23 protein-coding genes are annotated in these 24,496 nt (G+C 42.6%); 15 read left to right on the forward strand and 8 right to left on the reverse strand.

Annotated elements, in window-relative coordinates; translation table 11 throughout:
• Positions 1–42: 42 nt before the first annotated feature.
• The 8 genes from DW091_RS16820 to DW091_RS16855 all read right to left on the reverse strand — a co-directional run bounded on the left by DW091_RS16820 (position 43) and on the right by DW091_RS16855 (position 7,004).
• Positions 43–342, reverse strand: a complete 300-nt coding sequence (locus DW091_RS16820; RefSeq protein ID WP_013381063.1) for a nitrous oxide-stimulated promoter family protein — start codon at positions 340–342, stop codon at positions 43–45.
• Positions 342–1,994 (reverse strand): ABC transporter ATP-binding protein, encoded by a 1,653-nt coding sequence (locus DW091_RS16825; RefSeq protein ID WP_118518745.1) that lies wholly within the window; start codon positions 1,992–1,994, stop codon positions 342–344. The genes DW091_RS16820 and DW091_RS16825 overlap by 1 nt, the downstream gene beginning before the upstream one ends.
• Positions 1,945–3,729: an ABC transporter ATP-binding protein/permease gene (locus DW091_RS16830; protein ID WP_074617126.1), complete on the reverse strand. Its 1,785-nt coding sequence runs from the start codon at positions 3,727–3,729 to the stop codon at positions 1,945–1,947. The genes DW091_RS16825 and DW091_RS16830 overlap by 50 nt, the downstream gene beginning before the upstream one ends.
• Positions 3,722–4,096 carry a YbaN family protein gene (locus tag DW091_RS16835; protein ID WP_013381060.1) on the reverse strand — a complete coding sequence of 125 codons (375 nt, stop codon included), beginning with the start codon at positions 4,094–4,096 and terminating at the stop codon, positions 3,722–3,724. The genes DW091_RS16830 and DW091_RS16835 overlap by 8 nt, the downstream gene beginning before the upstream one ends.
• Positions 4,097–4,118: 22 nt before the next feature.
• Complete coding sequence (locus DW091_RS16840; protein WP_118518746.1) at positions 4,119–6,209, reverse strand: heavy metal translocating P-type ATPase; 2,091 nt, start codon at positions 6,207–6,209, stop codon at positions 4,119–4,121.
• Between the two features lie 14 nt (positions 6,210–6,223).
• Complete coding sequence (locus DW091_RS16845) at positions 6,224–6,466, reverse strand: hypothetical protein (protein WP_013381058.1); 243 nt, start codon at positions 6,464–6,466, stop codon at positions 6,224–6,226.
• Between the two features lie 88 nt (positions 6,467–6,554).
• Positions 6,555–6,776 (reverse strand): ferrous iron transport protein A, encoded by a 222-nt coding sequence (locus DW091_RS16850; protein WP_013381057.1) that lies wholly within the window; start codon positions 6,774–6,776, stop codon positions 6,555–6,557.
• A gap of 12 nt (positions 6,777–6,788) precedes the next feature.
• The gene (locus DW091_RS16855) at positions 6,789–7,004 is read right to left on the reverse strand and encodes a FeoA family protein (RefSeq protein WP_038351731.1); all 216 of its coding nucleotides are present in this window, start codon (positions 7,002–7,004) and stop codon (positions 6,789–6,791) included.
• Between the two features lie 295 nt (positions 7,005–7,299).
• Between DW091_RS16855 and DW091_RS16860 the strand changes: the two genes are divergently transcribed.
• The 15 genes from DW091_RS16860 to leuC all read left to right on the forward strand — a co-directional run bounded on the left by DW091_RS16860 (position 7,300) and on the right by leuC (position 24,484).
• A complete protein-coding gene (locus DW091_RS16860) occupies positions 7,300–7,863 on the forward strand; it encodes a DUF3793 family protein (RefSeq protein ID WP_013381055.1) in 564 nt (187 codons plus the stop codon).
• A gap of 24 nt (positions 7,864–7,887) precedes the next feature.
• Positions 7,888–8,316 carry a flavodoxin gene (locus DW091_RS16865; protein ID WP_013381054.1) on the forward strand — a complete coding sequence of 143 codons (429 nt, stop codon included), beginning with the start codon at positions 7,888–7,890 and terminating at the stop codon, positions 8,314–8,316.
• A gap of 57 nt (positions 8,317–8,373) precedes the next feature.
• Positions 8,374–8,988 (forward strand): L-2-amino-thiazoline-4-carboxylic acid hydrolase, encoded by a 615-nt coding sequence (locus tag DW091_RS16870; RefSeq protein ID WP_118518747.1) that lies wholly within the window; start codon positions 8,374–8,376, stop codon positions 8,986–8,988.
• A gap of 715 nt (positions 8,989–9,703) precedes the next feature.
• Complete coding sequence (locus DW091_RS16875) at positions 9,704–10,360, forward strand: helix-turn-helix domain-containing protein (RefSeq protein ID WP_058694062.1); 657 nt, start codon at positions 9,704–9,706, stop codon at positions 10,358–10,360.
• A gap of 89 nt (positions 10,361–10,449) precedes the next feature.
• On the forward strand, positions 10,450–11,106 hold the full coding sequence (locus DW091_RS16880; protein WP_118518748.1) for an HAD family phosphatase: 657 nt from the start codon (positions 10,450–10,452) through the stop codon (positions 11,104–11,106).
• Positions 11,107–11,225: 119 nt separating this feature from the next.
• Positions 11,226–11,645, forward strand: a complete 420-nt coding sequence (locus tag DW091_RS16885; RefSeq protein ID WP_058694064.1) for a MarR family transcriptional regulator — start codon at positions 11,226–11,228, stop codon at positions 11,643–11,645.
• A 35-nt stretch (positions 11,646–11,680) separates the two neighbouring features.
• Complete coding sequence (lon, locus tag DW091_RS16890) at positions 11,681–14,068, forward strand: endopeptidase La (protein WP_118518749.1); 2,388 nt, start codon at positions 11,681–11,683, stop codon at positions 14,066–14,068.
• Between the two features lie 161 nt (positions 14,069–14,229).
• Positions 14,230–15,345 carry a 1-propanol dehydrogenase PduQ gene (locus tag DW091_RS16895; RefSeq protein ID WP_074617120.1) on the forward strand — a complete coding sequence of 372 codons (1,116 nt, stop codon included), beginning with the start codon at positions 14,230–14,232 and terminating at the stop codon, positions 15,343–15,345.
• A 290-nt stretch (positions 15,346–15,635) separates the two neighbouring features.
• Positions 15,636–16,640: an ABC transporter substrate-binding protein gene (locus DW091_RS16900; protein ID WP_074617119.1), complete on the forward strand. Its 1,005-nt coding sequence runs from the start codon at positions 15,636–15,638 to the stop codon at positions 16,638–16,640.
• Between the two features lie 73 nt (positions 16,641–16,713).
• Positions 16,714–17,394 (forward strand): ABC transporter permease subunit, encoded by a 681-nt coding sequence (locus tag DW091_RS16905; RefSeq protein ID WP_224168831.1) that lies wholly within the window; start codon positions 16,714–16,716, stop codon positions 17,392–17,394.
• Entirely contained in the window at positions 17,384–17,992 is a 609-nt protein-coding gene (locus DW091_RS16910) for an ABC transporter ATP-binding protein (RefSeq protein WP_058696358.1), read from the forward strand. Before DW091_RS16905 ends, DW091_RS16910 begins: the two co-directional genes overlap by 11 nt.
• Before the next feature lie 54 nt (positions 17,993–18,046).
• The gene (locus DW091_RS16915; protein ID WP_118518750.1) at positions 18,047–19,924 is read left to right on the forward strand and encodes an alpha-amylase family glycosyl hydrolase; all 1,878 of its coding nucleotides are present in this window, start codon (positions 18,047–18,049) and stop codon (positions 19,922–19,924) included.
• 573 nt (positions 19,925–20,497) lie between these two features.
• The gene (gene ilvC / locus DW091_RS16920; RefSeq protein WP_038351264.1) at positions 20,498–21,487 is read left to right on the forward strand and encodes a ketol-acid reductoisomerase; all 990 of its coding nucleotides are present in this window, start codon (positions 20,498–20,500) and stop codon (positions 21,485–21,487) included.
• 116 nt (positions 21,488–21,603) lie between these two features.
• Positions 21,604–23,199, forward strand: coding sequence for a citramalate synthase (gene cimA / locus DW091_RS16925; protein WP_096920031.1), 1,596 nt, complete (start codon positions 21,604–21,606; stop codon positions 23,197–23,199).
• 22 nt (positions 23,200–23,221) lie between these two features.
• Entirely contained in the window at positions 23,222–24,484 is a 1,263-nt protein-coding gene (gene leuC, locus DW091_RS16930; protein ID WP_058694070.1) for a 3-isopropylmalate dehydratase large subunit, read from the forward strand.
• Positions 24,485–24,496: the final 12 nt, after the last annotated feature.

Here is a 24,496-nt window from a genome sequence, read left to right on the forward strand (position 1 = left end):
CCTCCTTTGAGGTTATTTTACCTCAAAGAAGGCCGTTTGTCATCAGCGATTGCTTTCAATCATATGCTTAACCACCAAAACAGGATGATGAAAAAGCATCCGGGGGCCTGAAAAACGCATTACCTCCTGCACGCGTTTTCGCATTTCCGGTTTGTAGCAGTGGACCGGACAATGGCTGCAGAATGATTTTGAATCCTGAAAAGGACATCGCTCCAGGCGGCCCAGAGCATAATCCAGAAGTGCCTGGCAATCGGGACACAGGTTTTTTTGGCGGTGCTTTTTTAAGCAGTAGAGGCGGATCATTTTTTCAATAATATGCTGTTCAGATTTTACACATGCCATTAGGAGAGCCTCCCGTTTTCTATGGAATAATCCAGGTCGGTGATACCCATGGTGGAACGCCGGTGAGAAACCAACACAACGGTATGGTTAGCGGCATGCTCCCGGATGGATTTCAAAATAATCCCTTCATTCAGGCTGTCCAGATTACTGGTAGGCTCATCGAGAAGAATAAAGGGCGCCTGGTGTAAAAAGGCTCTGGCCAGCCCGATGCGCTGCCGTTCACCACCCGACAAAGACTCTCCAAGCTCGCCTACGGGAGTATCATACCCTTTAGGAAGCTGAGTGATAAAATCATGGATAGCGGCTTTTTTAGCAGCTTCAGCCACTTCCTCATCACTGGCGTTCAAACGAGCGATACGAATATTTGCCCCGATAGTATCATTAAAAAGGTAGGTGCTTTGAGTGACATAGCTTTCATTTTTACGGAGACTATGGGTGTTGACAGCTCGGATATCATGGCTGGAAAGCTCAAGACAGCCGGACTGGCGGTCCCAAAAGCGCATGAGCAGTTTAAGAAAGGTAGACTTTCCAGAGCCGCTTTTTCCATGAATACCAATAACCTTTGAGGTGGGGAGTTCCATGGTAATATTGTCGAGGATTATTTCGTCGTCATAGGCGAAAGAGAGGTTTTTACATGAGGCTCCGTCAAAGGTAATATCCACACCCTTCTCAACTTCACTAACAACTGGACTTTCGTCCAGAATATCCAGCACACGCTCTCCAGCGGCAAAGGTTTGAAGCAAATTGTTTGAAAGGCTGCTGAGCGCTGCGGTTGGACCAAAGGAGCTGAATAAGGCAACGGTTGGAATTAAAATACCCTCAAAGCCGACAATTCCCTGACGCATTAGTATAATAGAGGAAAAAAGCATCGCGAGATCAAAAAACAGGATAACTGTATTTGTAACAGCAGCTGATAAACCTTCCTGATTTTTCAAGGCTTTTTGCTGAATATCAAGAGCATCGGACTGGCGTGTGATCTCTTTTAGCCTTGAGGGGCCGCAATGGTATTGGATACATTCCTTTAAACCGCGCAGGCTGTCCAGAAAATAGGTGTTGAGCTCGCCAAAAAGTCTCCGATAGCTTCTTCCTTTATCTGCCCCAAGCCGTGAGGCAGCTACAGGAATGAGAAGCCCTACACAAAGATAGGCGACGACGGCAATAAGGCCGAGCAGCAGATGAAACTGCCCAATGAAGATTACCATGATTAAAGAGGTGATAATAGCGATGGCAATGGGGGCGATGGTGTGCGCATAAAATACTTCCAGAAGCTCGATATCGCCAGTAATGACAGCAATCAGATTGCCTTTATCCCTGCCTTCCAGTTTTGCAGGAGCAAGCTTGCGAAGGGCTTTAAAAACCTTGTCACGGATAATAGCAAGAAGCTTAAACGCGATATAGTGGCCGCTGGCCTGTTCAATATAATGAAGCACGCCGCGCAAAAGCCCCAGGATAAGGATGACCATAAAAAGCAGCTTTAAATCTATTTTCTGGATATCCAGAATGGAAAGAATACCATAGCTGCCCAGGATGGTAATAAAAATTGCACATAGATAGCCCGCAACACCCATAAGGATCGTGAGCAGCATGATGTGGATCAGCGGCTTAACCAGCCCGATAAGCCTCATCATGATTGAGATGGGATTTCTGCGCATAGACAGGAGTCTCCTTTCCATAATTTTCAAGAGATGTCTGGGTAAAATACAGATCTGCGTAGTAGCTGCTGTTTTCCAAAAGCTCTGTATGCGTTCCGGATTCGATGATACGCCCTTTATACAAAACATAAATTTGATCGGCGGAACGCACATTGGCCAGTCGATGGGAGATCAGCACAACCGTTTTGGTATGTGCCAGATCCTCGATGACGTCCATGATCTGCTCTTCGCTCTCCACATCTATGTTAGAAGTTGCTTCATCGAAAATATAGATTTCCGAGTCGTGAAGAAGCGCCCGCGCGAGGGACAGACGCTGACACTGGCCTCCGGAAAGGTTTGAACCATTCTCCAATATCTGAGTATCAAGCCCTTGCTGTTCTATAAGAAAATCATAGAGACAAACCCGTTTGAGTGCAGCGTACAGTGCTTCGTCACTGGCATTTGGCTGGGCCATTAAAAGATTGTCGCGAACAGTTCCCTTGAAAATTATACTGTTGTGACTTACGAGGGTGATATTTTCCATAATGCTGGCTTCAGACAGGGATTTTAAATTTTGCTTTCCAATACTGATATCGCCGCGGTAACTGCGATGAGCACCCATAATAAGTGAAGCGATGGTACTTTTTCCACTGCCAGATTCTCCGGCGATGGATACAAATTTTCCCTTTGGAATACTTAGGGAGACGTCTTCCAGAACAGGGCGCCCGACATCATAAGAAAACTCAATGTGATTTAAACGAATATCCGCGTCCTCTGGATCAATATTACCCGCGGCGTGGACAGGCTCATCAAGGTCAAGCAGACGAAAAATTTTATCCGATGCGGCCATTCCATTCATTGCGATGTGAAAAAAAGAGCCCAGCAGACGCAATGGGATAAAGAATTCCGCTGAAAGCATAATCAGTGCAAAGGTACCGCCAAAGGAAATATTTCCTTTCATAAATTCTGTGACCGCCAGAATAATCCCGACGGCAGCGCCCCCGTAGGCGATAATATCCATTACAGTTACAGAGTTTAATTGCATGGTGAGGACCTTCATGGTTATTTTTCGGAATTTTTCGGACTGAGCATTCATTTCTTCATTTTTATAATGATCCGCCTCATAAATTTTAAGGGTCGTCAACCCCTGAAGATTTTCAAGGAAGCTGTCTCCTAGTTCTGTATAGGTACTCCAATATTTTGATAGAAGCCTCTTGGCGATTTTTTGTACAGCTACAATTGAAACAGGGATAAGCGGCACACAGATCAAAAGGATCAGTGCGGTTTTCAAATTAACAAACGAGAGAACTGCAAACAGGGTTAACGGTGCGAGAAGACTATAAAAAAGCTGCGGAAGATATTTGCCAAAATAAATATCTAGTTGTTCAACACCCTCCACAGAAACCTGAACTACTTCGGCTGTAGAAATTTTTTCATTGTAGCTTATGCCCAGGCGAAGAAGTTTTTCATATATTTTTTCACGCAATGTTTTTTTTACACCGGAGGAAGCTGCGTAAGACATTTTTGAAGCCATAAGAGTAGCGGCAAACCGTACAATCAAAGACACACAAATGATTACCAGATAGCCGGATATTTTAATGCTTTCAATACCGTCTGTTAAAATATTCTGCAAAAGCCAGGCGATGGTGAAAACAATCGCCATGTTTGCTAAAAGACAGATCCAGTTAAAGAACACATTTAAAAAAATATAGTGGTTAGCCTTACCCATCATATGTGTCAGGCGTTTGTCAATCATTCTGTACCTCCTGAATGGTTTTAATCCTACAGATGAAGTAGTAGTATTTAAAAATCATTACCGCAATGATGAGGATACGCGCATAAATGACATCGACCAGACAAAAGGCCAGGATCAGCATAGCGGAGGCAAAGGACAGAAGCGAAATCTTAGTTTTCAGTGTCATGGCTCGTTCCTTAACGAAGCTGTCCAGATGTTTTTGATAAATTTTTGTACTCAAAAACCAGTCATTAAACCGCTTGCTGCCCCGCGCGAAGCAATAGCTTGCGACAAGAAGGAAAGGGGTGGTTGGGAGCACCGGCAAGATAACACCGATGGCTCCAAGCCCGAAGAATAAAAAACCAATAATAAGATAAAGTGTTTTCATAAAACTCCTTTCAGATAATCGATCATACAGGTGGCTTTAAGCAGGGCCGCATACTGGCCGCGCTGATAAACATTGTAGAAAAATTGTGTAAAAAGGCAGAGGCAGCAGGAGGAATAAACCCAATGAGCCCGCCTGCCAGCAGCAGGCTGTTAAATCCAATGATGACATGGAAATTTTTTTGGATGCGTTCCATTAAAGACAGGCTGAGGTGCCGCAAAGTAACAAGTGCTCTGAGGTCTGTGCTGAGTAGCGTAATATCAGCAACCTCACGGGCAATATCAGAGGAATCTTTCATGGAAACAGAGACATTTGCAGCGGCTAAAGCCGGTGAATCATTAATGCCGTCACCCACCATGATAACCTGGTGGCTCTCTTCCTTCAGACGCTCGATGACTGATGCCTTGTCTTCTGGTAAAATTTGCGCCTGGTATTCCGTAATGCCAAGCTGGGCTGAGACGTCTCTCGCGGCTTCATCACTATCGCCAGTAAGCACGATAATTTTCTTTATGCCAGATTCGCGGAGTGCCTGTATGGTTTCAGCAGCTTCTGGACGGAGAGGGTCATCAATACAGATCATTCCGGCCAATGTGTCACCCAAAGCTAAGAAAATCGCCGATTTGCCATGACCTTTTTCTTCGATGATGGATTTTTGTTCTGGCGTTACGGGAATCCATTCATCCTCTACAATGAAATGGTAGCTGCCAATAAGCGCCTTTTTGCCGTGAAGCTTTGAACGAATCCCATGTGCAACGACATATTCTACTTCGGCATGCTCTTCACGGTGCTTTAGATTTTCCTGTTCTGCTTTGTGAACAATGGCGTGAGCAACACTGTGAGGGAAATGCTCTTCAAGACAGGCCGAGGTTTTCAGAACCTCTGTCCTATTATACGGTGGAAACGGAATAACCTCACTGACGCTTGGAGAGGCAACGGTGAGCGTTCCGGTTTTATCAAAAACAATGGTATCTGCCAGAGCATAAGATTCGAGAAATTTCCCACCCTTTACCACGATTTTATGGTTTGCGGCTTCACGCATAGCTGAGATGACGGAGATCGGTGTTGCAAGTTTGATGGCGCAGGAGTAGTCAACCAGCAGGACAGAGGCCGCTTTTGTCGCGTTTCTGGTGAGTAAAAACGCCAGACCAGATGCCAGAAAGCTGAAGGGAACAATGGAGTCCGCTAAATTTTCGGCATGGCTCTGTACATCCGCTTTCAGGTTTTCAGATTGGTCAATAAGCTCGATGATTTTGTTCATACGAGTCCCGTTTCCAATAGCACGTACCTTTATAACAATGCTGCCGTCTTCAACGACGGTTCCTGCATAGACTGAATCCTCCGCTTTTTTTAAAACGGACTGAGATTCGCCCGTCATACAGGCTTCGTTAATGTAGGCTTCACCCTCACAGATAGTACCATCTACTGGGATTGTGCCGCTAGTACGGACAATAATAGTATCATCCTCTTCAAGCTGGCTGATGGGTGTGCTTATAAAGTTGCCATAACTATCCTGTTTCCATACGGTGTCAACATTAACAGACAAGCTTCCTGCCAGGGCAAGCTTTGTTTTTTTCCTTGTGTAGTCTTCCAGTAAATCTGAAAGCGACAGGAGAAACATAATGGAGCTTGCGGTTCCATAATCTCCCTGTGCTAAAGAAACGCCAATGGAGGATGCATCTAAAACATCGACATTAATACGGAAATTAAGCAAGCTCTTTATTCCGCGCACAACATAGGGGACAGCGCGGAATAAAGTGATTACATGACGGACAGGAGAGGGAAGAAGCCCCCGGAAAAGTAATCGGCGGACAATTCTAAACGCAAGCGCATATTGAAAGTCTGCGTCAACTTCAGAAGTGGTGTCTCTCTCGGCTGGCGGTATGACGGGAAGTTCTGCAGGCACTAAAGTATCAATGAAGTCTAAAAGTAAAGAACGGGAGTCATCGACATAAAAAATTAAAAGGCTTCCGTTGATACTGGAAGCCTTTGCGTCGGTAACTATGGTTTGTGCCATCAAAACAGAAGTTATACTGTAGCCTTCATCAAGAGAAAAAGCATTACGCCCGCAACGCAGACGAATGCGTCCAGGCATATCGTGAACGATGGTGTATTTCATAGTCTGACTACTCCTTATTCTCCAGCAGATTCAGCTTTTTTTGACTCGAGTTTTGCTTCATAACAGAGATCAACAGCATCTTCCTTGATATTTTCATACATCACTTTAGCATCATCCTGCAATTTCATACCAGAGGCTAAAGCACTTACAAAGAATTTATGGGCGCATTTACTCTTTAAAGCTTTTACACCAAGAGTGGCCGCCGCAATACCGCCAATAAAAAAAGTCAACTTATCATTTTCTAAAACATTCTTCATAATTATACTCCTTATAAATTAGTCCACTCGATATTTGTTTTACTATCTATACATGATTAGAAAAAACTAACAAAAACATAAAATAAAATTACTCTACAATAATACTTTCGGCGTCAGCTTTTCTAAGTGATAGCTCATAACCTCGTACTGTTACTTCTATCGGGTCGCCTAAAGGAGCAACCTTTCGGACAAATATATCGACACCTTTGGTAATTCCCATATCCATAATACGACGTTTGATTGGCCCTTTGTTTTCAATTTTTACAACTTTTACTGTTTGACCACATGGAGTGGCTTTTAAAGTTTTCATATTCATATCTCCTTATTCGTTGATCATTATTCGATTTGCCATTGATTTATCAATTGCAACTCGTGTATCTTTAACATTGATGATCATGTTGCCGCCTAGTTGAGAAACGACAGTGACATTATCACCAATAACAAATCCCAAACTATTTAAAAAACGTTTTGTTTCATCTTTACCATTAATTTTCATTATTCTTACTGGTTCTCCCATACGGGCCATACTTAACGGCATCATTCATACCTCCTAATTCAGTTAGATGCTCATAAAAATGTTAGCCGCATCTGATATCTTGTTTAAAGTTTAACCTTTTGTGATAATATTGTCAAGAAGAATTTAGCGATTGATTCAATTTCGAGAGAAAAAATAGCGTAATATTAACTAATTTATAATCATTCCTATTTAATGAAAAGGTATTGACAGAATAAAAAACGCGTGCTAAGATGTTTTCAGTTAGTTAGCTAGCACTAACAATAATTCCAAAGTTAACGCTGGAATCATTGAACATATAAAAGGGGAAATAAGACAGATGCTGAATGATTTTGATAAATTACTGGGTTTTCATTGTGCCCCAACCCTGATGGGAATAAAAGAAGCGAATCTCATCTGCTGCGCAAAGAAGCAGTTTGCAGATATTTCAGATTTGTTATCTGAGTATAATGCCTTTTTGAATCATAAAGGTTTATACCTTGAACCGTTATGGGAAACAGAACGTCGCGTATTGGTTCTGGTTTATCAAAAAAAGAAGCTTACAGAGAGTCTTAAAGAACCAAAAGTAATAAACTTTTTAGAAAAATATGGTTATCAAGAAAATATGACTTTTAATGAACTGCTGGATAACCTTAAAAAAAATGTAAGTGCAACAGGAGATTTTCCACACGAAATTGGTGTTTTTCTGGGATATCCCATAGAAGATGTTGAAGGGTTTATCCTCAATAAGGGAAAAAACTGCCAGGTGTGTGGTTGTTGGAAGGTATATTCGGACGTTGAAAATAAATTGAAATTATTTGAAAAATATACAAAATGCCGAGATGTAGTTTGCAGCTATATTAATCGGGGAGCCTCAATCAGACAATTAATGCAAGCTGGTTGATAAAATCATTAAAGGAGAATAAAAATGGATAAAATTGCAGTTATTTATTGGAGCGGCACAGGAAATACAGAATTAATGGCCAATCGTATTGCGGACGGTATTGAAAAAGGTGGGAAAAGTTCAGAGACTTTTTTTGTAACGGATTTTAGCAAAGACAAAATCGCGGATTATGATCATATTGTTTTCGGATGTCCGTCGATGGGGGCAGAAGTGCTTGAAGAAGGCGATTTTGATCCGTTCTTTACGGATATTGAAGCCAACTTAAAAGATAAAAAAGTGGCTTTGTTTGGCTCTTACGGCTGGGGCGACGGTGAATGGATGAGAGACTGGGAGGATCGTGTTCGTGAAGCTGGGGCAGTGCTTTATGACGAAGGGCTGATTATTCAGGAAACACCAGATAGTGATGGTGAGGAAGAGTGCGTTGACTTTGGAAAAGGATTTGCGCAGTTTTAGTTTTACAGGCCGGCAGAGATCCGGCCTTTTTGTTATTCATCTTAGAAAGGACAAAATATGAGAGCGGCAATCAATAAACAGGAATTACTTGAAAAATGCAGATTATTGCTTTTGGAAATGCTCGGAACTGAAAGAGGAGGTAAAGCCTACAGGTCTTTTGAGCTTAGCTACGATGCTTTGCTGACAAAAGAATCGTCTGAAGAGACAAAGGGCGAGCTGCCGCAGATGCGGGAGATTGTGCTGCGCACAATAGCGTTATATCAGGCATTGCTTAAGATAAAAATTTCATGGCAGCAAACCGAGGAAATATTAAAAGCGCTTATGAAAGGGTATGCTGTTTTAATGTCTAGAGAGCTGGAGAGGCTGTCGTCAACGCCGTTCTTTTTTGCGAACTATCGAAAAAAGGTAGAGGAAGGTTATAGCGATTATTTTTCTGAAAAAGAATGGGATATTGAATTGATTGAAAATACACGCAGCAAGTTGTGCTTTGATATTAAAGCCTGTCTATTTTTTGATGTTTTAAAAGCAAATGATTGCGTCATTTTAGCTCCTTTATTTTGTGAATTTGAAAAAACTGTTTTTGAAGGTATGGAAGATAAAGTTGGATTTAGTCGTCCTTATTATAAAGGGAAGGGAGATGATTATTGTGAGCTAAGCTTTTATAAAGTCTAAATAAAAAAAGCCTGCCAGTAAAGCCTGCAGGCTGTTTAATGAACAATGAATGATAGCATTCATCAATTCAAGAGAGGTTAATTGGATGTGTTGGGAAAGGAGCCTGCCTGCCCTTGGCAGGCTCCAAAAGAAGGAGTATCATTTCCCGAAACACTTTTGAAGAAATTAATAAGTTAGTTTCAGCAGCTTTTGAAAGTGGATTAAACAATTCATTGGTATTTGAACGAAGTTGATTGTTAAAAGGATTTGTCTTAATAGGAATACTTCTCACATGTTACGGTGAGTGATTATCGCTGTGCTTCGATAATCTTCATCTGATTGGCTGCATTAATCAGAGAGAGTGTGTTGTTGTTCAGTTTAGCCGCTTAAGTTAAGTATAACTAACTTATGACATAAGTATACAACAAAGAAAAATAACTGTCAAGTATAAAATATAAAAAACTATCTTTATTTTATTACAAAATGAAACTTTTTCGTTATTGATGTAACTTTGTTTATGCAATTTTCTTTTGCAATACCAAGGTTTAGATGGTAGTGATTGAATTATATATCAAGATATAAATAAAACGATTATTGAAAAAGAAAATATAAAAAACAGCGAAAAAGACGATATTTTTACTGAGAATATTGGTTGTTATCATGAGAATCAAATGGTACAATTACTGTATTGGAAAATAAAATTCTCCATTAGTAATTAAAGAAAGCAGGGTGAAGTATGGCCGAAAAATTAACAACTAAAGGGAAAAAGACCCGAGAAAATATAATGAATACTGCAAAAAAGCTGTTTTATGAACGCGGTTATACCAATACAGGAATCCAGGATATTGCAGAAGAGGCAGGCGTGAAGCTTGGTACGATGACCTACTATTTCAAAAAAAAGACGGATTTAGTGGGTGAGATTTACAATACATATTTCATGGGGCTTTACAATTCTATCAGCGAGACATTGGGACAGGAGGCAACGCTGTTTACAAAATACTGTTTTACGCTGATTTGTTTTTTCGATGATATTCTTAAAGATTCAAAAAATGCTCGGTTTTATTATGAAATATTGGAAAAAGATGCCAGCCGTAAAGAGCGTCTATACTTAATTAAAACATTCAATCGCTCATGTCTTGATTTTTTCAATAAATCATATGAGAAAGATGATCTGGATGCATATGCCATTACGAATTATGGCGCGCAAAAGGAAATATATATGGATTATTACGATAGAGAGCTGCCCTTTGATGCACACAAAGTTGTGGAGTATCTGGTACGCAATACATTCCGTATTTTGGCCATTGACAAAGAAACGCTCGATAATACTATTGAGCAGGCTTTTGATTTTTCTGAAAGCGGACAGCTGTCAGAAATTCGATTTCTGATTTAATCTGGAGATTGGGCGTTTTGGTTTAAAAAAGCGTTTGTAGAAACAATTTTATGATATTTATATAGAAAAATGTTTTTTAAGGAGATGAAATGATCGAGGCAGTCATTTTTGATATGGACGGAGTCATTATTGATTCTGAACCAGACTATAAACAAATTGAGATGGATATGTATGATGAAATGGGCCTGGCGATGTCTGAAGAGGACGCAGTGAAAAGTATGGGCAGAGTGACAGTTGACTGGTGGCGAGAGCTGAAAGAACGATTTGGTTTTGAAGAGAGTGCTGAAGAGCTTGCAGAATATGAAAACAAGCTGTATCTCGACTTTTTATTCAGTGATGAAAAGCAGAAAACTATGATGGAAGGTGTGGATACTTTCCTGAAAACCTTAAAGGACAAAGGCTACCGCATCGCAATTGCCTCTTCCTCAACTGTTCCTGCGATTAATCGTGTGCTGGAATTATTTAATTTAGAGGAAGCGTTCGATGTAAGAGTTTCAGGTGATCATGTCGCTGTAGGGAAACCAGCCCCAGATATTTTTTTGAGAGCTGCAGAGTTATTGAATGTAGATCCTGAAAAATGCATGGTCATTGAGGATTCTGGAAGCGGAATTCTGGCCGCTAAGCGGGCTGGAATGCAGTGCGCGGCGTATCTTAGCGGGCCGGAAGGTCAGATTGATTATCGCCTTGCAGACTATCAAATCTCAGATTTTGGCCGTTTCTTTGAAACCGTAACGGTTATGAATTAACTTAATTAAAACTTTAGATAAAGAAGCCCTGTCTTGACACTAGGTCGGGATGGGGCTATAATTATGTTTGTAAAGTTAGGTTAATGCTAACTAATTAATTATGGTAAAAGGTGGACAAAATGACATGTAAAAGACATGAGCTCTATCAGGCTTACATGAAGCTTTTAGAACTAGGAAGCCAGTGTAGCGAGACCATCAGCCACGAATGCCAAGCCAAAGCATTGACTCGTAAGCAGGTTTATTATTTACGGATCATTGATGAAAATAATGATATGACCTTTAGCAAGCTGGCTGATTTTACATCAAATTCTAAGCCAACCATAACGGAAGTGATCAATAAGTTTATTTCCTGGGATTGTGTTTACAAAGAAAAATCGGATAAAGATAAGAGGGTGTGCTATATCCACCTGACACCCAAAGGGAAACGCATTGCTCGGGCAGAGGAATTGACACAGCTTCGACTGATCGAACGCATTGAAGCCTGTCTGGATGAGTCGGAAATTAATACACTTATTACCCTGTTAAATAAACTAAATTAACGTTATGGATTTAAATAAAATTGAGGAGGACATTTATGAATTTAGAAATGAAGCATACAGCAATCATTCCAATTACCGAAACGGTTATCTATCCTGGTGTAGCAAGCCGTATTTTTGTAAATGAAGTGATTGGCCAAAATATAAAAAAACTGATCGTTCGCAATGACACCCTGGCTGTCGGTGTTACGACAAAAGATTATCATGCGTACGACCTCCTGACGGGAGATTCTTTTTACTCTGTTGGAGTACTGCTGAATTTTGATAATATTCAGCGGGCAGACAATGGTTATATTATTGATATTAATACATTAGGAAGAGTGCGCGTCAGCAATATTGTCAATGATGGTGAAGGACTTGTGGGCGATTATTATGAACTCGAGGATATTCATGATTTGGATGAAACCGAGCAGGCAGAAATGATTGACTATATCAAGGGTATCATGGGAGATATTGGACGTAACTTCAAAGGAGCGGATTATTTTGTCAAGCTTCTCGAAGGGTTCCATTCGATTGAAGAAGTGATCGGCTATACCGTCCCCATGATGGGCATTCCGATTTCCAGCAAGCAGGAACTTTTGGAAATCGACTCAGAAAAAGAACGGGCACTTAAATTTATCGACTATGTGATCCGCGAAAAAGACTCGGTACATTTGCAGTTGGAGATTAGCAAGAAATATTCCAAGCAAAAGGATAAAGCTTACCGTGAAGCCATGCTCAGAGAGCAATTGAAAAATATTCGTGCAGAGTTAGGTGAAATGGACTCTGAAGAGGAGGAAGAAGCAGATTACAGAAAACGTATCGAAGAATCCGATATGCCTGAAAAAGTCCGAAAGGTAGCAATGAAAGAGCTTAAAAAGCTAGAGGCTGCGGCTCAGGGAAGCGCTGAAGTTAACGTAATTCAGAATTACCTCGATTTGTTGCTAGAACTGCCGTGGCACAGTGAAATTAAGGAAATTGATATCGATAAGGCCAGAAACGTCCTTGATTCGCACCATTATGGTATTGATGATGTAAAAAAACGTATCATTGAGCATTTAGCTGTTATGAAGCTGAAGGAAGATAAACAGGGCTCCATTCTGCTGCTTGCCGGACCTCCGGGAACTGGTAAAACAAGTCTTGGAAAGAGTATTGCCGAAGCGCTGGATCGTGAATACGTGCGTGTCAGTCTTGGCGGCGTCCGGGATGAATCTGAAATCCGCGGGCATCGCCGGACTTATGTTGGCGCTTTGCCAGGCCGTATTATCAAGGGAATCAATGATGCTGGAACCATGAACCCAGTTTTCATTCTGGATGAAATTGACAAGCTGGGTATTTCAAATCAAGGTGACCCATCGGCGGCACTTTTGGAAGTTTTAGACCCAGAACAGAACAACACGTTTGCAGATCATTATCTGGAAGTACCGTATGATTTATCCGACGTTTTCTTTATCGCGACTGCCAATGATTTAAGCACCATTCCAGCACCGCTTTTAGACAGGGCGGAAATCATTGAGCTTTCCAGCTATACAAACCGTGAAAAACTGCATATTGCCAAGGATCATCTGATTCCGAAGGTATTAGACGACCATGGTCTTAGTGCAAGTCAGCTGACCATCAGCGACGAAGCGCTGCTTCAGATCATTGAAAACTATACCGCAGAAGCGGGTGTTCGAGGACTGACCAAGCAATTGGCGAAGATTGCCCGTGTGGCAACGGAACGCATTGTTTCCGGAAAGTGCGAAGAGCTGGCAGTTACAAAAGACAATCTAAGAGAAATTCTTGGCAACAAGACCCGACGCCATGAAAAAGCGGGCGAAAATAATAAACCCGGCGTTGTAACCGGTATGGCGTGGACCGCTGTCGGAGGGGAAATCCTTTTTACAGAGGCCACTATTATGCCGGGAAACGGAAAGCTGACCTTAACCGGCCAGTTGGGCGATGTTATGAAGGAAAGCGCAACCATTGCCATGAGCTTGATTCGTTCCCGCCTCGGTGGTGAAAGCAATGGGTTTAACTATTTCTCCTACGATACGCATATCCATGTACCTTCCGGAGCAACACCAAAGGATGGTCCAAGTGCAGGTGTAACGCTAACGACTGCTCTGGCCTCCTTAGTTCTCGGTAAACCGGTAGATAGCAAGCTGTCTATGACTGGTGAGATTACCCTGAGTGGTCAGGTGCTGCCGGTTGGTGGAATCAAGGAGAAGGTTATTGCGGCTCATCGCAGTGGTATTGAAAAGGTACTGCTGCCAAAAGAAAATCAAAAAGACATTGAAGATATTCCAGAAGAAGTGCGCAACGAATTAACCTTTGTTTTTGTCGACACCATTGAAGATGTGCTGAAAGAAGCGCTTGGTGTTGATTTACCAGAATGTGATCTGAAATTTGATGTTTTATTAAATAAACCGGAAGATAAGGATCATACCCCTTCAATGATTTTATAAAGATTAATGGGACCAAGGCTCAGGCCTTGGTCTTTTTTATTCCAAAAATTTATATGATGTCGACGGGTTTTTTTCTTTTGAAAAGTGAAATGAAAGGTTAAAATAAATTAACATTCTATACTGGAAGCTTTACGTTTATGGATAAATACCAGGAGGGTAACATGGAAGTTTTTGAATTAAATACAAAGGTCATCAGCGGCGTTGACTGTCTTGAATATTTTAATCAATATAAGAATAAGGGAATCTTCATTGTCTGTGACAAATTTCTTGCCGAAAACCAGTCGATAACTAAAATTTTAAAAGAGATCGACGATTCGAATAAAGTGGAGCTGTTTACCGATGTGGTACCAGATCCACCGCTCGAAGAGGTGGCGGCAGGGATGAAACGGCTTATGGCAGGCAACTGTGATGTGATTGTCGCCTTTGGCGGAGGATCAGCCATCGACGCGGCTAAAGCGATTCTTTTCTTTACTGCCAAGCAAACAGGTAAGGTTTTTGAATTTATTGCGATTCCAACCACAAGTGGTACCGGTTCAGATGCAACCGCTGCCACGGTTATCACTGATTTACAGGCAAAGGTCAAGCATCTCTTTGCAGATCCAATGATGCTGCCGGCTGTGGCGCTTTTAAACCCGGATTTCACAAGAAGTGTTCCTAAGCCAATTGTGGCCAATACCGGTATTGATGTATTAACGCACGCTCTGGAAGCTTATGTAGCCCAGGGAAGAGATAATTTTTCAGACTGCTTTGCTGAAAAGTCTGTTCAAATTATCACCCAGTCTCTTCTAATCACATATAATGATCCAGATAATACTTACCATCGTGAACAGATGCAGGTAGCGTCTACTATGGCGGGGATGGCTTTTAATAAAGCTGGCCTTGGCATTAACCATGGTATTGCACATAACCTGGGCGGTATGTTTCATATCCCACACGGGCTTGCCAACGCAATCTTGCTACCACATGTTGTTACCTTTAACAGCCGTGATGATGGATGCCTGAATCGTTACGCACAGCTCGCTAAGGTAACAGGGATTTCACCTTTTACAGATACATCCAGAAATGCTGTAGATAAGCTTATTGCCTATATCCGGGATATTATGAAAAAAATGGAAATGCCAACCTCTTTGATTGCGTGGGGAATGGACAGAAATGAATTCGAGGCTGGAAAACGTCAGCTTGCAGAGAATGCTCTGGTCGATACCTGTACCCAAACAACGCCTTTAATGCCAACTGCGGAGGAAGTACTGGAAATTCTTAATAATATATCTAAGTAAATTTAAAACAGCGAGGCAGAGCTTTTAAACGCTGCCTTGCTGTTTTTTGTGTAAAACAACGCCAAAAAGAGAAAAAATGTAATCCTTGCCAGAAAATTAGAGCTGTGATATACTAAAACCGATAGAATACCCTAACAGAGAAGGCTTAGCAGCCTGATTTGGAAGGAAGATGAAATCAAAAGCGCATGCTATGCATGGGTTCCTTTTAGGTTACATACTTCCTGCCACGGCTGGAAGTTTTTTTATTTTTATGGGTATACATTCACAATAACGTTTAAAGGAGCTTTGAAATGAAAAAGAAAAGATGGCTTGCTGTTGTCGGTTGCCTTTTGGCAGTGATTTTAATGAGCGCTGGCTGCTCAACAAAACAGGTTGAGGAAGAACCGAAGCCAGAACCTCAAACAGTTAAAATTGCGGCTTTATCTGGCCCCACTGGAATGGGTATGGCAGAAATGATTACTGAAGGTGTGGAACTGGGAGAACAGGTAGAACCGGAATGGACAATCGCCACAGCCCCCGACCAGGTAACGGCGGGAATTATTAATGGTGATTATCAGATCGCGGCGGTGCCAACTAATCTGGCCGCTACTCTGTATAATAAAACAGAGGGTAAGGTTATTTTAGGCGCTGTGAATACATTGGGAACTTTATCCATAGTAGCAGATAAAAATGAGAATATCAATTCTATGGCGGATCTCAAAGGAAAAACCATTTATGCGACTGGACAGGGTTCTACACCCGAGTATGTTTTAAACTATCTGTTAGACAAAAATGGCCTGACGCCAGGAACTGACGTAACCATTGAATGGTTTGGAGAACACAGTGAAGCGGCCGCTAAGCTTGCGTCAGGAGAAGGCTCTATTGCCATGCTGCCGCAGCCTTTTGCCACAGCAACCCTTGCCAAAAATGAAAACTTGAAGGTAGCTGTTGATATGACGGATGCCTGGGAAAAAGCCACAGATGGAACAAAGCTTGAAATGGGCTGTGTGGTAGTCAATAAAGAATGGTCTGAAAAGAATCCAACGATTGTCAAAAAGTTTATGGAAGCGTATAAAACCTCAGTTGAAACGATCAATGTTGCTGATGAGCGTGCCGCTAATGATGTTGTGGAAGCAAAAATCATGGATAATCAGCAGATGGCTCAGAAAGCGATTCCGAATTGCAGCATTGTTTTTATTACGCCGTCTGACGCCAAAGGCGACCTGCAAAAATACTTTGATATTCTGGCTTCTTTTGAACCGAAATCAGTAGGAGGAAAGGTGCCAGGTGAAGATTTCTACGGACTCACATATTAAAAAAATGCCGCCAGGAGTTCTTAAACTTCTGGCAATCCTTTTTTGGGTTGGGGTTTGGCAGCTTGGTGCCAGCATGGTAGGAAACAGTCTTGTTTTGCCATCGCCGTTGGTAACCTTAACCGGTGTCGCCGGTGTGATTAGCGAGGCGGGTTTTTTTAAAGACCTTGGCATGACCCTGATTCGGGTTTTTGGCGGAATTGCCGTTTCTGTGGCGCTTGGCATGGCGGTGGGGATGCTCAGCGGGCTTAACCGTATTCTCTATGAGCTGATGCTGCCCTTTGTTACGGTGGTGAGGACTCTGCCGGTGGTATCGGTCAGTATTCTGATTAACCTTTGGATTCAGTCAGGCTGGGTGCCGCTGATGGTAACCTTTTTAGTTTGTTTTCCCATTACCTGGACAAACGTGGTGGAGGGCATCCAAAATACCAGCAGCAATCTTCTGGAGATGGCTGCGCTGTATCATGTGCCTTTTAAATGGGTTCTTAAGGATATTTACCTGCCAACGTTGAAGCCCTACTTTGCATCTGCGTTAATGAACGTTATCGGAATGGGCTGGCGATCAACCGTAACCTCTGAGGTTTTGGCCAATGCGCTTCCCTCTGTTGGGATGAACCTATATTATGCTAAGGTATATCTGGAGACAGAGACATTGTTTTCATGGACATTGATTGTCGTAATATGCAGTTTTACCCTTGAGAAACTGACCGTTTGGTTTTTGAGAAAAATAAAGGCCGGTGATGATTATGGATATTAAAATAAAAAATCTGACAAAGGCGTACGGAAACGAAGTGATTTATCATGATTTCAGTATAAAATTTCCTGAAAATAAAATTACGGGCATCATGGGACCGTCTGGTAGCGGGAAAACGACACTGCTGAATCTGCTGGCCGGTGTCACGGCACCAGATGATGGCATTATTGAAGGGGTGGAGGACGGGAAAGTTTCCTATATTTTTCAGGAGGACCGCCTTTTACCTTGGCGGACAGTAAAACAAAATCTTTGCTTTGTGCTGGACAAAGAGCAGGAATCGATGGTGACGCCCATTCTTGAGATGGTGGGTTTAGCGGCGTATGCAGATTATTATCCAAAGGCTCTGAGCGGAGGAATGCGTCAGCGTGTTTCTATTGCCAGGGCTTTTTGTTATCCTTCGAGCTTATTGTTGATGGACGAGCCCTTCAGCAGTCTGGACTTTGAGCTTAAAGACCGGCTGACTGAAGATTTTAAACGCCTTTGGCGGCAAGATCCTAAAACAGTTATCTATGTAAGCCACAACCGGGATGAGCTTACAAAGATTTGCAACGCGATCTATTTACTAAAAGAAAAACCTGTTAAGATTGAGAAAATTACATAATATTAAAGAAAAAAGTGTTATAATTAAAAAAATAGCATTAGCGGGAGGAACCCTATGGATTTTGGCGACTTTAACGTGTATCATATTTTTACAATGGGCTTTGCCGGAGCCGAGGAATACCAGGAGCAGTGCGGACAACCTGAACACCGTCTCTGGAAAATTGAAAATCTCTTGGAATACTTAAAAAAGTTGGGCATTAACACTATTTTGCTTGGACCGCTGTTCAGCTCAATATCTCATGGATATGACACAACAGATTATTATACGGTTGATAAACGTTTAGGAACAAATGAAGATTTAACCATGCTTGTGAATAAGTTGCATGATAGCGGCTTTAGGGTTGTGCTGGACTGCGTGTTTAATCATGTGGGCAGAGATTTTTTTGCCTTCCAGGACATGAAGCAAAACCGGGAAAACTCACGATATAAAGACTGGTTTCTGAGCGTTAACTTTTGGGGAAACAACAGCTTTAATGATGGCTTTAGCTATGAAAATTGGGCTGGCCACGATAATCTTGTCAAGCTGAACCTTTATAATCCCGAGGTGAAGGATTATTTAAAGAAAGTCATGTATTTTTGGATTGAATCATTTCATATAGACGGCGTCCGAATGGATGCGGCCAATGTGATGAATACTAAGTTTTTGAGAGAGCTCTGTGATTTTTCGAAAAATCTGAAACAGGATTTTTGGTTTGTCGGAGAAAGCGTTCACGGCGATTATAATGTGCTGGTGCAGGAAGGGCATCTTGATTCTGTAACCAATTACGAGGACTATAAAGGGCTGTATTCCAGCCTGAACACTAAAAATTATTTCGAGATTTCCTTTTCGCTGAACCGTCTTTTTGGCGACTATGGCATTTATAAAGATTTTTATACTTTTAATTTTGTGGATAACCATGATGTGGACCGGGTAGCGTCAACCTTAACCCGCGAGGCATGGTTGTATCCCCTTTATCTGATGCTTTATACAATGCCGGGAATCCCTTCGATTTACTATGGCAGCGAACAGGGCGCCAAGGGTGTGAAAGGAAATGGAACAGACGCGCCGCTCAGACCAAATTATGAAAGCATGCATTTTGATGAGCAGTGTGATTTATATCAGAAAATCTGCCGTATGGCTGCGGTTAGAAGATCATCGAGAGCCCTTCGCTACGGTGATTATAGGGAATTGTTTGTAAAATCGCAGCAGATGGGGTTTATAAGGCGTTTTGAAAATGAACAGGTTTACGCCCTGTTTAACAGCGAAGAGAGTCCTGTCAGAGTCGAGCATCATGACCTGAGAGGAAAATTCAGGGATTTGTATAACGATGAAATGATAGAGTGTGATGGCAGTGTTGAAATCCCTGGAGATTCAGGACGTGTACTGGTCGCTGAGGGCTGCGGACTTACTGTTGAGGAAATAACTGCGCAGGCAGAGGAGCAGTCTGTTGTAGAGCTCAAATCCCAAGAAGTGAAATGCGAACAGGCATTGGAAATCCCCAAAGGGGTGAGCATGCAGGATACTATGTCTGAAGCTATAAAGGAGGCTGAGAAGGGAATCCAGGCAGGTGAGGTACCTGTTGGGGCAGTGATTGTGCGAAAGGGAGAGATCATTGCAGCTGCCCACAACCAGAAAGAAACGCTACAAGATCCAACCGCCCATGCCGAAATACTGGTAATCCGTGAAGCTTCCCGGAAACTCGGGCGCTGGCGCCTGGACGACTGTGAGCTTTACGTTACTGCAGAGCCGTGTCCCATGTGTATGGGGGCGGTTATCCAGAGCAGAATCAAAAAATTGGTTTACGGGACGTGGGAAACCCGGTTTGGCGGTGTTGAGACAACGGCAGAGCTTGGAAAACATCCAATGCTCTCAAATGCAACCGAGATTTATTCTGGAATCTGTGAAGAGAAATGCCAGGAGCTGCTGGAACGTTTTTTTCAAAACAACCGTTAGATAAAATAATGCACCGTAGAGTGGGCGTGAATAAAACCAGAACCATTCTGCGGTGCTTTTAAGATTTAGACCTCTAAAGTATCAAAAGAAAAACAATTTGATCAGGGGTAAGCGGTTTCAGGTTGTTAAAATTAAAACAAGTAAAAATAAGTGTTGACAAAGGTTTTAGAAACAGATATAATCTTTTCAACATCAAAAATATCTAACAGCTATGACCAAGAGAAAGATACCGTAGGTCTTTATTCCAGAGAGTTGGCGAATGGTGTGATGCCGACAATAAAGGGGTATGTAATACTCACTTGCGAGCTGCTGACCTGAAAGTTTACCAAACTAGTAGGGGAAGCCGTTATCCTATAACAGGAGTGTCAGCGTTAAATGACTAGGGTTAAGAAGGACAGTCGTCCATTCCGACCTGAAGAGGAAATGACCGCGAGGTTGTTTTAAAGAAGAGTGGTACCGTGGATATGTATATATTATCCGCCTCTTTTTATACAATGACAGAATTGTATACAAAGAGGCGGTTTTTTTATATAAAAAATTATTCTTAAGAGTTTTTTAGGAGGAACTAAAAAAATGGCAACATTATTTTATGACAAAGATTGTAATTTAGGTTTATTAGACGGTAAGAAAGTAGCTGTTATCGGTTATGGCAGCCAGGGCCATGCTCACGCTTTAAATATGAAGGAATCCGGTGTGGATGTGCGTATCGGTTTATATGAAGGCAGTAAATCCTGGCCTAAGGCTGAAGCGGCTGGCCTGACAGTTAAAACTGTTGCCGAAGCTGTAAAAGAATCTGATGTTATCATGGTATTGCTTCCAGATGAAAAGCAGGCTCAGATTTACGCAACCGAAATTGAACCGAATCTGGAAGACGGCAATTACCTGGCATTTGCCCATGGCTTTAACATCCACTTTAAACAGATTGTTCCACCAGCAGGTGTAAATGTATTTATGATCGCGCCAAAAGCTCCCGGTCATACTGTAAGAAGTCAGTTCGAAAAGGGCGAAGGTGTCCCAATGCTGATCGCCGTTGAACAGGATCCATCTGGAAATACTCATGATATCGGATTAGCTTACGCAAAAGCCATTGGCGGCGCAAGATCCGGTATTCTGGAAACCAGCTTCCGTGAAGAAACTGAAACAGATTTGTTTGGCGAACAGGCTGTTTTATGTGGCGGGGTTACAGCTTTAATGAAAGCAGGCTTTGAAGTGCTTGTGGAAGCTGGCTATGAACCAGAAAGCGCATACTTCGAATGTATTAATGAAATGAAACTGATTGTTGACCTGATCTTCAAAGGTGGCTTCTCTATGATGCGTTACTCAATCTCTGATACCGCTGAATATGGCGACTATGTAACAGGCTCAAAAATTATTACTGAGGACACAAAAGAAGCCATGAGAGAAGTATTAAGAGACATTCAGGAAGGTACTTTTGCTAAAAACTGGTTACTTGAAAACAAATGCGGCAGACCATATTTCAATGCCAAGAGACGGATTGAATCGGAACAGCAGCTTGAAAAAGTCGGCGCGGAATTAAGAAAGATGATGACCTGGGCTGACTGATTGTCCAGTTAACGCTTATTCACTAAGAAGGCAGAAGGTTATCCTTTTGCCTTCTTTCATAAAATAAACAAATTGCTAAAATCCCTTCGTAATGGAGAGTAGAAAGAGGAACAAGAATGTCCGAAAAAATAATTTTATTCGATTCTACCCTTAGGGATGGAGCCCAGGCAGAAGGAATCTCCTTTTCTGTAGAGGATAAAATTCGGGTACTGGAAACGCTGGACCGGGTAGGTATTGATATCATCGAGGCAGGGAATCCCGGATCAAACCCAAAGGATATCGAGTTTTTTGAACGCGTTAAGGATATCGAACTGAAGCATTCAAAGCTGTGCGCATTTGGCAGCACGAGAAGAAGCAGCATTGGTGTGGAAGACGATACAAATTTGCAGGCGATTATCCAGGCGGATACACCGGCTGTTGCCATTTTTGGAAAAGCATGGCCTTTCCATATTACGGAGATTATTAAAACGACGCTGGACGAAAACCTCGCGATGGTTGAGGATACAATGGCTTTTCTAAAAGCGAATGGGAAAGCTGTAACCTTTGACGCAGAGCATTTCTTTGATGGTTATAAGATGGACCCGGCATATGCCATTGAGGTTTTAAAAGCGGCTGAACGCGGCGGAGCTCAATGCGTCGCCCTTTGTGATACCAATGGCGGAACCCTCCCCATGGAAATTATGGAGATTGTAAAGCATGTTGCCAGTGAAGTAAATATTGCTGTTGGTATTCACTGCCATAATGACAGCGGTCTGGGCGTGGCAAATAGCATTATGGCGGTACAGGCCGGGGCAAGACAGGTACAGGGAACTTTTTTAGGCTATGGGGAACGGTGCGGAAACGCCAATCTTTCTTCGATTATACCCAATCTTCAACTAAAGCTGGGGTATGACTGCCTGAGCCCAGAGTCACTGGAAAAGCTGACCAGCTCGGCCATCCGTATCGCGGAGATTTCGAATTACGTATTGTCTGGAAGAGAGCCCTTTGTAGGTAAAAGTGCTTTTGCCCATAAGGGCGGCATGCATATTGACGCGGTATTAAAAGCGCCGACCTCCTTTGAGCATATTCCACCGGAATCTGTGGGGAATCAACGCCGGATTCTCATGTCTGAGGTGGCTGGCCGCAGTACTATTATTCAGCTGATTAATGAGATCGACCCGAATCTGACGAAAAAATCAGAGGAAACCACACGGGTGATGGATAGAATTAAAGAGCTTGAGTATCAGGGATATCAATTTGAAGGCGCTGAGAGCAGCATTAAGCTTCTGATCCGTAAGGAGCTTGGAAAATACCGTCCGTTTTTTCAGATCGAAGATTTTAAAACCATTGGTGAAAAGCCAGTCGAAGGTCGTGCTCTCAGTGCCTCTGCCGTTGTGAAGGTCAACGTTGAAGGACAGTCTGAGATTAACGCGGCTGAAGGGGACGGGCCTGTAAATGCTTTGGATAAAGCGCTTAGAAAAGCCTTGGAGATCTTTTATCCAAAGATTAAAGAAGTGCGTCTGACAGACTTTAAGGTACGTGTGATTGATAAAGGCGCGACAGCCTCGAAAGTCCGTGTCCTGATTGAAAGCACCGACGGCGAGGATATCTGGACGAACGTTGGCGTTTCCACTGACGTTATTGAGGCCAGCCTTATCGCGTTAATCGATTCGATTGAGTATAAGCTTCTCAATGATATGGAAAAAAAATTGAAAGAGTTTAAATTTATATAAATCAAGAAGGAGAGTGATCATTTTGGGTATGACAATGACTCAGAAAATATTGGCGGCACATGCCGGTCTGGAATCCGTAAAACCGGGTGATTTGATCATGGCAGACCTGGACCTGGTGTTGGGAAATGATATTACCTCACCAGTAGCCATCAATGTTTTTAAAAATATTAATAAGGAAACGGTTTTTGACAAAGATAAGGTTGCGCTGGTCCCAGACCATTTTGCGCCGAACAAAGATATCAAGGCTGCCGAACAGTGCAAACAGGTTCGCTGTTTTGCCTGTGAACAGGATGTCACCAACTATTTTGAAATCGGCGAAATGGGTGTAGAACATGCACTGCTGCCGGAAAAAGGACTGGTAGTCGCCGGCGACGTGGTGATTGGGGCAGATTCTCATACCTGTACCTATGGTGCATTGGGTGCCTTTTCGACCGGTGTCGGCTCGACTGACATGGCGGTTGGTATGGCGACCGGTAAAGCGTGGTTTAAGGTGCCGCCTGCAATCAAGTTTAATCTGAGCGGTGCTTTTAAGGAAGGCGTTTCGGGAAAAGACCTGATCCTCCACATTATCGGCATGATTGGCGTGGACGGCGCGCTTTATAAATCAATGGAATTTGCCGGCACGGGTGTATCAAATCTGACGATGGACGATCGCTTTACCATTGCCAATATGGCCATTGAAGCCGGCGGCAAAAACGGTATATTCCCAGTTGACGATAAAACCATTGAATATATGAAGGAACATTCCACAAAGGAATACAGAGCTTTTGAAGCAGATGAAGACGCTGAGTACGATGCCGTGTATAATATTAACTTGGCAGAGATCAAGTCTACGGTGGCATTCCCGCATTTACCGGAAAACACTAAAACAGTTGATGAAATCACTGAACCGGTCAAAATTGACCAGGTTGTTATCGGCTCATGTACCAATGGCCGTTTCTCAGATTTTAAAAAAGCCGCAGATTTGATGCGGGGTAAACACGTGGCCAAGGGGATCCGTGTTTTGATTATCCCGGCAACCCAGCAGATTTACCTGGATTGTATGGAAGCAGGCTATTTAAAAGACTTTATTGAAGCAGGCGCAACGGTGAGCACACCGACCTGCGGGCCGTGTCTGGGTGGACATATGGGTATTCTGGCAGCGGGAGAACGTTGTGTTTCCACAACAAACCGTAACTTTGTTGGACGTATGGGCCATGTGGATTCCGAAGTCTATCTGGCAAGTCCGGAGGTTGCGGCGGCATCTGCTATCCTGGGCCGTATTGCCGGACCGGAAGAATTATAAAAAGGAGGAACG

Origin of the sequence: Eubacterium sp. AM05-23 (genome assembly GCF_003477535.1) — a bacterium.
Classification (GTDB): domain Bacteria; phylum Bacillota; class Clostridia; order Eubacteriales; family Eubacteriaceae; genus Eubacterium; species Eubacterium maltosivorans.